11 protein-coding genes are annotated in these 13,336 nt (G+C 39.7%); all 11 read right to left on the reverse strand.

Features of this window, described 5'->3' with window-relative positions; genetic code table 11:
• Positions 1–4: 4 nt before the first annotated feature.
• Complete coding sequence (locus L2W36_RS18645; RefSeq protein ID WP_236111040.1) at positions 5–742, reverse strand: NTP transferase domain-containing protein; 738 nt, start codon at positions 740–742, stop codon at positions 5–7.
• Positions 735–1,538 carry a glycosyltransferase family 2 protein gene (locus L2W36_RS18650; RefSeq protein WP_236111042.1) on the reverse strand — a complete coding sequence of 268 codons (804 nt, stop codon included), beginning with the start codon at positions 1,536–1,538 and terminating at the stop codon, positions 735–737. The genes L2W36_RS18645 and L2W36_RS18650 overlap by 8 nt, the downstream gene beginning before the upstream one ends.
• Positions 1,531–2,826: a rhamnosyltransferase WsaF family glycosyltransferase gene (locus tag L2W36_RS18655; RefSeq protein ID WP_236111045.1), complete on the reverse strand. Its 1,296-nt coding sequence runs from the start codon at positions 2,824–2,826 to the stop codon at positions 1,531–1,533. Before L2W36_RS18655 ends, L2W36_RS18650 begins: the two co-directional genes overlap by 8 nt.
• Positions 2,823–5,900, reverse strand: a complete 3,078-nt coding sequence (locus tag L2W36_RS18660; RefSeq protein ID WP_236111048.1) for a glycosyltransferase — start codon at positions 5,898–5,900, stop codon at positions 2,823–2,825. The genes L2W36_RS18655 and L2W36_RS18660 overlap by 4 nt, the downstream gene beginning before the upstream one ends.
• Complete coding sequence (locus L2W36_RS18665; protein WP_236111050.1) at positions 5,900–7,117, reverse strand: ABC transporter ATP-binding protein; 1,218 nt, start codon at positions 7,115–7,117, stop codon at positions 5,900–5,902. The genes L2W36_RS18660 and L2W36_RS18665 overlap by 1 nt, the downstream gene beginning before the upstream one ends.
• Positions 7,107–7,910 carry an ABC transporter permease gene (locus L2W36_RS18670; protein ID WP_236111052.1) on the reverse strand — a complete coding sequence of 268 codons (804 nt, stop codon included), beginning with the start codon at positions 7,908–7,910 and terminating at the stop codon, positions 7,107–7,109. The genes L2W36_RS18665 and L2W36_RS18670 overlap by 11 nt, the downstream gene beginning before the upstream one ends.
• A 28-nt stretch (positions 7,911–7,938) precedes the next feature.
• Entirely contained in the window at positions 7,939–8,490 is a 552-nt protein-coding gene (gene rfbC, locus L2W36_RS18675) for a dTDP-4-dehydrorhamnose 3,5-epimerase (RefSeq protein WP_236111054.1), read from the reverse strand.
• Entirely contained in the window at positions 8,490–9,368 is an 879-nt protein-coding gene (gene rfbD, locus L2W36_RS18680; RefSeq protein WP_236111057.1) for a dTDP-4-dehydrorhamnose reductase, read from the reverse strand. The genes rfbC and rfbD overlap by 1 nt, the downstream gene beginning before the upstream one ends.
• Entirely contained in the window at positions 9,365–10,261 is an 897-nt protein-coding gene (gene rfbA, locus L2W36_RS18685) for a glucose-1-phosphate thymidylyltransferase RfbA (protein WP_236111059.1), read from the reverse strand. Before rfbA ends, rfbD begins: the two co-directional genes overlap by 4 nt.
• Before the next feature lies 1 nt (position 10,262).
• Complete coding sequence (gene rfbB / locus L2W36_RS18690; RefSeq protein ID WP_236111065.1) at positions 10,263–11,327, reverse strand: dTDP-glucose 4,6-dehydratase; 1,065 nt, start codon at positions 11,325–11,327, stop codon at positions 10,263–10,265.
• Positions 11,328–11,881: 554 nt separating this feature from the next.
• Positions 11,882–13,234 (reverse strand): MBL fold metallo-hydrolase RNA specificity domain-containing protein, encoded by a 1,353-nt coding sequence (locus L2W36_RS18695; protein WP_236111067.1) that lies wholly within the window; start codon positions 13,232–13,234, stop codon positions 11,882–11,884.
• Between the last annotated feature and the right edge of the window lie 102 nt (positions 13,235–13,336).

The raw sequence follows: 13,336 nt of genomic DNA on the forward strand, positions 1-13,336 counted from the left end.
CTCTTTATTCCCAATTGATGTATGGTAAGTTTCTTTTGGCTAAAGTAAGTTCTTCTGGTGTCCCAAAAGACAGATGGCTTTCGAGTTGTTTGCCCTTGATTAACATACCATCTTGAGCCATAAAGTTGTATAGCCCACTAATAAAAGTCTCGTTGTATGTACACTTTTCTTTATACTCTTCAAAGTATGATTCGATGATTTGCTTATTTCTGAACATATACAGCCCGGCGATTGCTAATTCACTGATCACTTCTTTCTCGGCAGTGAACTCAAGTAGACCACTGTCTTTGTTATATTTTGCGTACGAATACGCCGGCGAATCAGCTTTGAAGTGACAAAGATAACCATCGACTTTACCTGACGATAGTCTGCTCACAATCTCAGGTAAACCTTTAATTTCAAAAGCATGGTCGCAGTCGTTTATTAAGATAGGCTCTTGATTATCACATGACTTCAGTCCTGCCATTGCAGAATCCAATGCTCCATCACTTAGCTCGTCTAAGATTACAAATTTTGCATCGGGAAAATAGCCAAGTACTTTCTTGTCAATATCAAAGGTCTCTACGTGTTCTCTCAATACCACACAAGTTAGCGACGAAATTTTAATCTCTCTGGCTACAGATTGAATCGACCACCAAAAGAATGGCTTACCGTGAAGATCTTCAAGTGGTTTAGGAAACTTGTAACCAGCCTTGGAAAAGCGGCTACCAAGGCCAGCCATTGGTACTACCAAGTTAATCATATTTTTCTCCGGAATACTTTTCGATGAAGTAAATAGAATCGAAGTCGATTACATTATTTTTACACACCAAGCCTTTTTCCTTTCTAAAAAAGTACTCTTTCGCAATCTTTAGAGTTTTCTTTGCCTGGCTAAACAATTTCACATTAGATATTTGATCATCTTCTCTCCATGTTATTGGAAAGAATTTCATACTATGATTTTTATTGATTGAGTACAAAACCATGTAGCAATTAAATGTAAGATCGTTTGAAAACATTTCTATTTTCTTGTCATTAATCGCTGACACTTTATATATGTTTAATCCAGAGCCCAAATCAGTTATTTTTTTCCCTGCTGCTACAGAGAAAATGACATTAAACACGTAATTGCCGAAGATTCTAAATTTTGAATACCCTGCAAGTTTTGACTGAGGGTCGAATCGACTTCCTAAACAGCAGTCATATTCGTTATGCTCTTGATTTTCCAGGATATTTACAAGGTCATTAATTTGACCTTGATCGTCACCGTGTAGAACTGCAATGTGTGACGCATTTATCTTTATTGCATGTCTAAATGCAAGCTTATGGGTCCCTCCCAGGCCGACATTTTGACTGTTTTTCACTACTCGAATATTGTTAATCTTAGAAGCTCTAACCATATTGATAGCGGAGTCTATTGTTCCATCGCTACTGCCATTATCAATAATCATTATCTCGTAAAAATACTCGAAGTGATTATTTGTTTCGAGTTGTTTAATAACCCTTGTGATTTGTTTCTCGCAATTATAGCAAGGAACAAAAAGTACTATTTTATCCAATGTCTTTCCCCTTAGTATCACTTATTAATATATTAGCGACTTGCTTGACAAAAGGAAATTCGCTACTTTCGTTAGTAAAGACGTCATTTCGAATTTCACACCTACTTTTTTCATCATGAGCATCGCATGCATTTGCTATTGATAATGATATATCTTGGGGGTCAAGAGTCACTGGAGTGTCTAAATTCGAAACCAATTTGGTCAAATCCTTGTTCTCATAGTTATTTGTGACGACTCTGACTCCAAATGCTGCCATTTCAAGAGGTGGATAACTTGGATGTGGGGATAACATCAATGATACACCGACAGAGGTTTCTTCAAGCACTTTTGAATACTCTTCAAGCGATAATTTACCCAACGGCTTTGCCATTACTCCCCTGCCAAGATCAATAGGCTCATGATCTTCACCCGCAGATAGCACTTCCCAGTCAGAAGCATTTGGATTATTTTCAACCCACAGTCTTAGTGATTGAATAATCAGTGGGAATAAATTTCTTTCGACGGAAGGACGCCCATAGAATAGAATCCGCTTAAGTTTCTTAGGATTATGAGATTTCTCGGCTTTCGCTTTAAGAACAGGATTCAATACTGGATCGAAATGGTATGCAACTTCATGATTATAGCCTTTTTGACTAAAGTATTCACTTAATAGCTTTGTATTAAAAATTGCAATAGTTTTTGATTGTTTTCTATAGGTTGCGTCAGCTAGCGCGTATCTTGCCGACCATGCATAAAATCCTGGTTCATAATCTTGAATGAAGTACACTTGTTTGCGCTGTAAATTCAGTGAAAATTGTTTTTCCTGCCAGTCCAACATTCGGAATGCGTTTATTGCGGTCCACCAAGCTGTAGATACAAAATAGTCATTTTCTCTAATGAAAAGTTGTTTGCCGATTCTATTTCCAGCAACAACAATTACATTATCACTTATATCTTTTTCTCCAATATCTTTAACCTTCCAACTTGAGTAGTATTGCTTGTCTTTAAGCTGAGTTGAAGTCTCATCAGTAACAATGATCCTAGCGGAAGGGAAGTATTCAATTAACTCTTCATAAAACCTTAAAGCAGTTGATATGCCACCAAAAACATGTTGTTCAGATAACGCTGGAACCAGCAGGTTGATTCGAGCTTCCTTTATTTCGCTAGCTTCCATTCGAAATGGTGTAGCCTCTGGAATATCGGTAAGATCTTGTCGACCCTGCTCTTTGGTTGCACGATTATATGCGTTTTTTGCTTTATCGTAGACGTATCTATTTTTTAATAGATGGTTTATCAGCCAATTAATCATGTTTTTACCACTGGATTTGTCGACATTAGATTTAGGTTTGCATTATAGAACGGATCAATTGTCTTAGTTCGATATGGTTCATATTTGATTCTTGATAACTCAAAATCTACATCAGGTACAGTACTGCTTCGACTTTTAGACTCTAAATGATATAACTGTACTGTAGATAGATATACATTAAAGTAACCATGGTTATGGGCACGAAGGCATAATTCTACGTCGCTCCCACAAATTACAAAATTTACGTCAAACCCACCGAGTTCTTCATACTTGGCCCTAGTAATAGCCTGACATGCCCCTGTTACCGCCAATACATTTCTGGTCAATATTGGTGAAACAAACGGTCCAACTTTATGGACCGGATCTTCGCCTTTAAACACATGATCGGCCCATTGGTTCATCCCAACAACTATACCTGCATGTTGAATCGTTCCATCTTCATAGAGAAGTTGTGGTCCCACAATACCGACATCAGGTAATTGTGCCCAAGAAATTAACGATTCAAGCCAGTTTTCTGAGATAACAACAGTATCGTTGTTTAAAAAGACAAAGGCATCGCCAGTAGCGACCGACACACCTACTTGATTCACCCTAGACCAGTTAAAATCACTATTGTCTTCAACAATTTTGCAGTGTTCCATTTTACCTATTTTGGCCAGATATTCTTTCGTCTCGCTCTCGACTGAACCATTATCCACAATGATTATTTCGTAATTTTTCCAAGTCGTTTTACTTTCGATGCTTTCCACTAACTCTATCAGCAATTCCACTTTGTCTTTAATAGGTATTATTATTGAGACTTTAGTAGCCCTTTCTAGAGTAAACTTTGGCTGATAAGTAAACAAATTATCTCCATCTTCGACTTCCGAATACAGATTTCCATACTTTTCCGCTAGATGTTTTGCTAAAGCTTTCTTACCAGCTTCATGTGCATAAGGTTTACTGTTTGCATTACTTGCAGTCGATTGTTCGTGCTCTCTCCAGTGGTAAAGAACTCTGGGTATATGCGAAACAGACTTGGTTAGACCGCTAGCTTTTAGCAATAAGTCATAATCCTGAGCACCTTCTGCGCCGACAGAAAAGCCGCCTACTCGCTCAAACAGTGATTTCGAAATACAAACAAGATGTCCAATATAGTTCTGGCTATACAGCAGGGCGGGAGACCAATCTGGTTTGAAAAAAGGTTCGATTCGATCACCACTAGAGCTCAAATGATCTTCGTCTGAGTATATTAATTCGCTTTCTGGATTCGTTATAATTTCATTTGCCATAAAAAGCAGTGCATCATGATGAAGCAAATCATCATGATCTAATAGCACTAAGTGACTACCCGATGCTAAATTGGCTGCATCATTACTCGTGTTTGAGATATGACCGTTCGTTTTTCTGTACGCTACTTTAATATTAGCGTATTTTTCACTATAGTAATCAAGTGTAGTCTTAATATGAGTTTTGTTGGATGCATCGTCGCAAATACACAACTCCCAGTTAGAATAACTTTGGGCTATTACTGACTCGATACACTCTACTAGGTGCTTTTCCCCGACATTATAGACGGGAAGTATAACCGAGATTAAAGGTTGGTTTACGTTCTTGAGATTATCAACAGCCTCTCTTTGGGACCTAAGAGATACTTCCGGTTCGCGAACTAAGTACTCTTTGTATAACTCAACGGGAGAGCTTCCTTTGCAATAATAAAGATCTTTTATCTTTCTTGAACAATATTTAACTAGCCCTTCTTTCTTTATCCCTGCATAAAGCGCTTTAGTAATATCACCTAATGTTCTTTTCCGTAATAATTTTATTATCGGAATAACTTTATTAATCAACACTAAATGAAAACATCGAAGTGGGTAAGTTAACCTCCAACTACTAGACGTTATTAGATTTTGATTTTCTTCTGCTAGAGACTTTGCTAGATGATAAAAACGAGACTCAGAGTTTAGCAAGTCGATTTCTATCTCTAATTTTAAACTTTTGTTTGCCAACTTATCGCCATTATTACATATATCAATAATCGCACTAGGATCGCCTCCTTCGCTCGCGGATATTAGTAGGCCTTTCGTTGTCAAAAGTGTTTCTGTTTTTTCATTTCCAGGTAATACGTCGGCAAGGTTTACGATATTAAGTATTTCGTCGCTTTCACTTTTTAGTACTATTGATTTTATTATACTATATGAATCCTCATCCAATGGATCAAATCTAAGTTCTTCAAATATAACTTCACTTGGAATATAGTATGTCAATTTTGATGGTACAAGACTATAAGGTGTAAGTAGGAATGAGCTATTACTTTCCTCGTAGCCTTTATCAATCGTTTTAAAGTACAGGGTCGACTTAAATGATGGAGAACTTTGACTTTTATTTGAATTATTACTTACTGGATTTTCAATATCCTTCAACCCACAACACATGACAAATTGGTAGACATCGACATCGGGAAAATTAGCTAGTAGCTTTTCCTGGTGCTGTGCGTTATGAATATTGAATAGATCTTTAAACTCTGAAAAAGAACTAGGTACAATTACGTCTTGGGTTTGATAAATATAGTAGCCAGATGACTCGACCAAGTCTTTTATTGTCTTCCTTGTGAAAAACTTCACATGAGTCTTATCAAGAATCCCTGTATCCTGGTAATTAAATTCCCCTTGCGCGAGGCTAGCGATTACACCTTGATATCCAACGTTAGGGACTGAGATGATTATTTTACCATCATCTTTCAAGAGTTTTTTAAATACGGACAGCACTTTCTCGGGGGTTAGTAAGTGCTCTAGAACATCGGCGAATATTACGTAGTCATATGTAGGACCTTGATCGAATTGTTTTTCCAACAAGTTAAGATCGAGAACTGTAACGTTCCTGTAGTACTTTTTAGCAACTTCTGCGGCATCCTTATCATATTCGATACCATCAACTACGCAATGTTTGGTTTCGATCAGGTGTTTTCCTAGTGCACCTTCATAACAACCCACATCAAGCACTCTAGAGTGTTCATTTACCATGGAAGACACTAAGTGAAGTGAGTCATTTTGGTTGGCAATACCTTCTCGACTATATTTGTTTACTGCTTGCATCAACTTGAGCCCTTGTCATTTTGTGACCAATGGTGTTCAATATAAAATATACCTTCACCCTTATAGTCGTTGTATACTTGGAGCTTTACTGCCTCTGTTTTATAGTCGAACCCAATCAAACTTTTTTGCCCCATTAATCCAATATCAAAACCATAACTTCCAGGAAGGAGAGGAAGTTTTTCGATTACATAGTCTATTCTGTGTATTCCTTTATTATTGGCAATTTCCATATTATCTAGATCTGTATTAATCCCAAAAAGATATTTTCTATCCGAGGAATATAAAGCCACACCGGCAAGCAACCCGTCGACAACTTCGTCATTAACTTCGTACTCGATTGTAACTATAAGCTTCGAACCTGTTTTCAGAGAATAAGAGTTTAATGTCGTGTTCAATATTTTGGCTGGTGATGATGCGATACTTTTCTCGTCGTTTACATCTGCATCAACAGAGTCTACCTGACACATATAATCATTATACTTATCACAAACTTCGTTAGAGCTTCCTTGTTCTCTAATAACTCCGCCATCAATCCAAATCGCTTTATTGCAAAACCTTTTTACTTGTTCTGGTGAATGAGACACGAATAATATTGTAGTGCCTTTAGACTTCAACTCATTCATTCTCTCCAAGCATTTCAATTGAAACCTAATGTCTCCAACAGCCAACGCTTCATCAATTATTAATACATCAGGCTCAACGTTCGCTGCTATCGCAAATGCTAGTCGGACATACATTCCAGACGAGTATGTTTTTATTGGTTGATGGAGGAAGTCGCCTATATCGGCAAACTCTACAATAGACCGATAGCTCTCATTAATCTCATCTTTCGAAAGCCCCAAGATGCTTGCATTCATATAAATGTTGTCATGACCACTAAACTCCGGATTAAACCCGGCACCTAATTCGAGTAATGCGGCCACACGCCCATGTATAGATATATCTCCATTGGTAGGTATAAGAGTACCTGCCAAAATCTGTAGTAATGTTGATTTGCCAGCACCGTTGCGACCGATCACTCCTACAGAATCACCTTTATCAATGCTGTAGTTAATGTCTTTGAGAGCCCAATGCTCAGTGTAATAACTTTTTTGTTCTAAACCTATGATAGAACGAATCTTATTGCTTAGTGGACCAACAAGGCGATTTCTAGGGCTATCGTAAATTTGATAACACTTACTTAATTTAGTAAGTGTAATTGCTTTATTATATGACATCTGCGAAACCTGCTCTCAGTGTTTTAAAACACTTGTCACCAATCAATAGCGCAATTAGAGATAATACATAGGCAATCGATAAATGTGACCAATTTGGAAGTTCACCGAAGATGGTGAGATTTCTTGTCTCTTCAATAAAATATGCTAATGGATTTAGCATTAAGAGTGGCTGCAGAGACTCAGGTAATGCACTAAGTGGGAAAAACAAAGGCGAAGTAAACATCAAGACAGTTGTCAAAACTCCGGTTACTTGACTTAGGTCTCTAAAATACACACCTACCGAAGATAGCACTAACATTAATCCAACTAAGGATATGCAGAAAGGGATCCACACTAAAGGAAGGAGAAGGATCGTCATATGTAACTCATCCATCAATACTAATGATGAGGCCATTAAAATAAGAAGACTCACTCCGCTATGAAATAGAGCACTAAAAAGAATCGTCCACGGAAGAATCTCTAATGGAAAGACGATCTTTGTTACGTAATTAGCATTAGCGGTAATCAAAGTTGTTGCTCGATTAAAACATTCAGAAAACACGTTGAACACGATCATGCCTGAAAATAGCACGACCGCGAAATTAACTTGATTATTGCTAGCGCCTTTCACTCCCCATTTAGCCTCAAATACAACTGAAAATACAAAAGTATACACCACGAGCATCATCAGGGGGTTGAACAACGACCACCCTAAGCCAAAGGCTGAACCCTTGTAGCGACTTAGAATATCACGTTTTGACATCTGTATAAGTAACGTGCTGTTGCTAACTAGGGTTTTAAATATTTGATTCATACAAATAGTAACTCCGACTATTTCATTGTTACAGAAGAATAGCTTCTTGTAGTTGCTTCCCAAGCTTATCTTTTTCCGACAACAATGGAGCCTCTTGTACTAATGGCCACGCTATATTAATGGTATTGTCATTCCAAACAATCGACTCTTCCTTTTCTGGATTATAATAATCAGTACACTTGTAAACAAACTCTGCTTCATCACTCGTCACATAGAAGCCATGAGCAAAACCTTCAGGTACCCACAACATTCGCTTGTTTTCGGCCGAAAGTGTAACTCCGACCCATTGACCAAATGTTGCAGAGCCCTTTCTAACATCAACAGCCACATCAAAAACTTCGCCCGATACAACTCGAACTAGCTTACCTTGAGTGTTTTCCGTCTGGTAATGTAGACCTCTTAGAATACCTTTCTTCGATTTAGAGTGGTTGTCTTGAACAAAAGTAGTTGGCTTACCACCAGTAACAAACTCTTCAAATTTCTTTTGCTGCCATGTTTCCATAAAGAAACCACGCTCATCACCAAACACTTGAGGTTCAATGATTTTTACTTCTGGGATTTTGGTATCAATTACTTTCATTACTTATATTCCGCAATATTGTTCAGAGCATGCTTCCAATCACTTGGAGTAATTCCAAATACAGACTTTACTTTACTACAATCTAGTCGTGAGTTTGCTGGGCGAGGTGCTGGCAGTGGATACTGATCCGCAGTAATTTCGTTTACAGCAGGTACATTTTCGAGTACGCCATGTTTTTTAGCTTCTGAAAAGATTTCACTGGCAAACTCAAACCAACTGACATGAGGAGAACCAGAGAAGTGATAGATACCTGATGGGTCATTCTCACGCGTTTCAAATTTGTCCATCATCTCAATAAGGGCATCCGCTATGTCACCTGCGTAGGTAGGACCACCAAACTGATCACCAATAATTCCAAGCTCTGGTCTATCAGCACCCAGTCTCAACATTGTCTTAACGAAGTTGTTCCCATGTTCGCCAAATACCCAAGCAGTGCGTAAGATAGCGTACTTAGAACAATGCTCCTGAACAGCCTGCTCACCCGCTAGTTTACTCTTACCGTAGATCCCTTGAGGATCTGTCTGATCATCTTCTAAATAAGGCTCAGATTTAATGCCATCAAAAACATAGTCCGTTGATATGTGCAGTAACAGTGCATTGATACTCTCTGCAGCCATCGCTAGGTACTTAGGACCATCGCGATTAATGGCGTAACTGAGGTCGATGTCACTCTCCGCTTTATCAACCGCGGTATGAGCAGCAGCATTAATGATTACCTCCGGAGCTATGTCAGCAATCAATGCATTGACTTGCTCTAAGTCAGTGATGTCGAGCACATCCCGATCGTGGGCAACAACTTCAATGTCAGAACGTTTACTCAAACGCTCAACTAGGCAGTAGCCAACTTGTCCTTGGCAACCTGTAATCAGTACTTTCATTGCTTATTCACTCTCTTGCGTTTATCCGCCACCAATCTCGTCAAATACTGACCATATTCGTTCTTGAGCATTGGTTTCGCTATTGCACTAAGTTCATCATCAGAAAGCCAATCGTTTTGCCATGCGATTTCCTCAAGACAAGCAACTTTCAGGCCCTGAACGTGCTCAACAGTTTGAACAAAAGAAGAAGCTTCATGTAGGCTTTCATGCGTTCCGGTATCAAGCCAAGCAAATCCGCGGCCTAGCAGTTCAACATTCAAAGAGCCATCGTTTAAGTACATCTCATTCAGCGTAGTGATCTCGAGTTCCCCACGCTCAGATGGTTTGACTTGCTTCGCCATCTCAACGACACGGTTGTCATAGAAATATAGCCCTGTGACTGCATAATCAGATTTAGGTTCGACCGGTTTTTCCTCGATCGATACCGCTTTCATTTCTGAATCGAACTCGACTACACCGAAACGCTCTGGATCTTTGACTTTGTAGCCAAATACCGTAGCAAGCCCCTGTTCTGTTAAGCTTCGAGCATTGTGCAACTGTTTACTGAAGGCCTGTCCGTAAAATATGTTGTCACCCAATACAAGACAAACTGAATCATCGCCGATGAACTCTTCACCGATAATAAATGCTTGAGCAAGACCATCTGGACTTGGTTGAATGGCGTACTCCAAATTAATACCGTAATCACTGCCATCACCAAGAAGTCGCTGGAAGCCAGCCTGGTCTTCGGGTGTTGTGATGATCAAGATATCTCGAATACCTGCAAGCATCAGTGTAGAGATCGGGTAATAAACCATTGGCTTATCATAGATTGGAAGTAGCTGTTTCGACGTACCACGAGTCAAAGGATATAGGCGGGTACCTGACCCACCAGCTAAGACAATACCTTTCATATTACTTCTCTGCTCCCAAGCGCTCTAGACTGTATGAGCCATCCAGTACACGGCTCCACCAAGGTTTGTTACTCAAGTACCACTCGACCGTTTTGCGAATACCTGATTCGAAAGTTTCTTCAGGCTTCCAGCCTAATTCACGTTCAATCTTCGACGCATCAATGGCATAACGCACATCGTGTCCTGGGCGGTCTGTCACGTAAGTGATAAGCTCTTGATAAGCGTTAACACCCGCAGGTTTATTTGGAACCAACTCTTCTAGCAGAGAGCAAATAGTCTTAACAACTTCGATATTCGCCTTCTCGTTGTGACCACCAATATTGTAGGTCTCACCTACCTCACCCTCTGTAACCACTTTGTACAGTGCTCTAGCGTGATCTTCTACAAACAACCAGTCACGGATCTGCATACCGTCGCCGTATACAGGAAGTGGTTTTCCGTCCAAGGCATTTAAAATCATCAAAGGAATAAGCTTTTCTGGGAAGTGATACGGACCGTAGTTATTTGAACAGTTCGTGACGATTGTAGGAAGGCCATAAGTTCGCAACCATGCTCGAACTAAATGATCGCTCGACGCTTTTGAAGCCGAGTAAGGAGAAGAAGGTTCATATGATGTCTCTTCTGTAAACAGGTCATCGGTACCTTCTAGATCGCCGTAGACTTCATCAGTCGAGATGTGATGAAAGCGAAACGCCTTCTTTAGGTCTTGATCCAAGGTGTTCCAGTAAGCACGAGACGCTTCTAACAACGTGTAGGTGCCTACAATGTTGGTTTCAATAAATGCCGCTGGGCCATCGATAGAACGGTCCACGTGGGACTCCGCTGCCAAATGCATTACTGCGTCAGGCTTATGCTCAGAGAATACGCGATCCAGCGCGGCACGATCGCAAATATCAACCTTCTCAAAGGCATAGCGCTCATTGGATTGGATTTTTTCTAGCGACTCTAGATTACCAGCGTAAGTTAAAGAGTCGACGTTCACAACTTCATCCGAAGTGTCATTGATAATATGACGAACGACCGCAGAGCCGATAAATCCAGCGCCACCAGTAACGAGTAGTTTCATCAAATATTCCTTAAAATTGAATACGCTACCGCCCTTGAGTCAAGCCCTCAAAAGCTAAGCCTTTATGTTATGAGATGAGTCCTTATGACGTAGCACCATAAAGATAATTTGCGAAGATTATATAGGAAACCAATTTGATTCGCGACCGCTCAAACATTACAACAAAGATAAGAAAACCAAATTCAGATAAACACCATTGGCCGCTAGTTAATAAGTATCAAATGAAGGGAGGTAAGAATTAGACAACTAGCTACAACTGACTGACATCATTTCAAGCTCAAACGTAATCATCCTTCTAAGTTCGCTCTATCGCTTGATTTTTCCTTCTGGGCAATTGGCACTTGTATGCTCTTTTCGCCCTCAAATTTCCATTTCTGCGAGTATTGTTCATTAAAAAAGGCGCAAGATAAAGATAAATCCCTCTCTCTATATAGGCTGGCTTTATGAAAGTATGAGGTAGTTCAAATTTACACAATTATGACATTAAAGTACAAAATCAACATGCCGCTCGTCATTGATGAAATACAGAGCGAGAGTCTGTTTATATATGATGTTCATTTCACTACTTCCACATCCACTAGTTCTTCTTTGAGCAAACGTGCAAAATCCGCTTTAACTTCACTATCTCCATGAATCAGATGCAATTGTTTTAAGTACTCCCTACAACCTGTTACAAACATTATGAGATCATCTCTATCGGCGTGCGCTGAGTAACCTGATACTGTATGAACCATTGCATTCATTTCGATACTAGTACCGTCTATCCAAACTTGTTCCTTACCTATTTGAATATCACGACCTAACGTTTCATTCGCTTGATAACCACAGAACACTATGTCTGCTCGTCTGTCTGGAAGTAAAGCTTTTAGATAATCAACTACTCTGCCTCCTTGGCACATACCAGATGCCGAGATGACAATCGCAGCCTCTCCTGTCGATGCTAGTCTATTCACCACTCGACAATGTTCCTGATGACTTTCAATAACTACACACTGCAGGAAATTCAAAGGTTGGCGACCTTGCTGGATCTTCTGCTTCGCTTCTTTAGACCACAACTTACGATAACGACGATAAGCCTTAGTGACTTTGGCTGCCATGGGAGAGTCAACAATGATAGGAATCGTCGATTGCAGTTGGTGATGATGCAGTAGTGACTCAATGTCAAACAACAACTCCTGTGTTCGGCCAACACTAAAGGCAGGCACAATGATCGCGCCTCCATCTTTTAAACTTCGTTTAATAATGGCCAATAACCTTTCAGTGCGTTTATCGATCGATTCATGGCATTTGTTACCGTAGGTAGATTCTAGAAATAGGTAGTCAGCACGTTTGGGGGGAATGGGGTCTGGTAGTAATGGCGTATGATTAGGTCCTAAATCTCCAGAGAATACTGCTATTTCATCTTTTGGCAGTTTTAACTCAATATAGGCACTATCTAAAATGTGTCCGGCGAGATTGAATCTTACATAAGTGAAATAACCTCCATAATTCGACTTGATAGGTGTCCATTCTGAGTAGTTTATAGGTTTCAGATGCTTAAAAATTAAATCAATGAATTGCGTTCTTTTGCTTTTAGATAGATCCAGCGTTAGTTTAAGACCATCGGATAACATTAATGGAACCAAATAAGCCGTTGCCTGGGTGCAATAAATAGGCCCACGAAACCCTGCGGCAAACAACCACGGTAACCTACCAATATGATCGATGTGGGCATGCGTCAGAATCAAAGCACGCACATGCTTTAAGCTGAAATCGATCTTCAGAGTCTGATTGTAAGAATCCGCTCCTTGAAAAAGCCCACAATCAATTAGCACAGATTCACCATTTATTGCCAATTCATGACAGGAACCTGTCACTGTGTCTTTGCCTCCATGATGTGTCACTTCTACATTTGGTGCTAACTGCATACCTATCTCCAGTTGTCATGCCTATCAACATAGACCTACTGTAGGCCGGTAGCGAACGTCAATGCTCTAGTTCATAACATTCTAACTTCTGTCGCATAGAAT

Origin of the sequence: Vibrio sp. McD22-P3 (assembly GCF_021568915.1) — a bacterium.
Classification (GTDB): Bacteria; Pseudomonadota; Gammaproteobacteria; order Enterobacterales; family Vibrionaceae; genus Vibrio; species Vibrio mediterranei.

Coding starts and splice junctions, on each gene's coding strand:
- rfbA (WP_236111059.1), bottom strand. CDS start 10,261: ATGAAAGGTATTGTCTTAGCTGGTGGGTCAGGTACCCGCCTATATCCT.
- rfbD (WP_236111057.1), bottom strand. CDS start 9,368: ATGAAAGTACTGATTACAGGTTGCCAAGGACAAGTTGGCTACTGCCTA.
- L2W36_RS18670 (WP_236111052.1), bottom strand. CDS start 7,910: ATGAATCAAATATTTAAAACCCTAGTTAGCAACAGCACGTTACTTATA.
- L2W36_RS18660 (WP_236111048.1), bottom strand. CDS start 5,900: ATGCAAGCAGTAAACAAATATAGTCGAGAAGGTATTGCCAACCAAAAT.
- rfbB (WP_236111065.1), bottom strand. CDS start 11,327: ATGAAACTACTCGTTACTGGTGGCGCTGGATTTATCGGCTCTGCGGTC.
- L2W36_RS18655 (WP_236111045.1), bottom strand. CDS start 2,826: ATGATTAATTGGCTGATAAACCATCTATTAAAAAATAGATACGTCTAC.
- L2W36_RS18665 (WP_236111050.1), bottom strand. CDS start 7,117: ATGTCATATAATAAAGCAATTACACTTACTAAATTAAGTAAGTGTTAT.
- rfbC (WP_236111054.1), bottom strand. CDS start 8,490: ATGAAAGTAATTGATACCAAAATCCCAGAAGTAAAAATCATTGAACCT.
- L2W36_RS18695 (WP_236111067.1), bottom strand. CDS start 13,234: ATGCAGTTAGCACCAAATGTAGAAGTGACACATCATGGAGGCAAAGAC.
- L2W36_RS18645 (WP_236111040.1), bottom strand. CDS start 742: ATGATTAACTTGGTAGTACCAATGGCTGGCCTTGGTAGCCGCTTTTCC.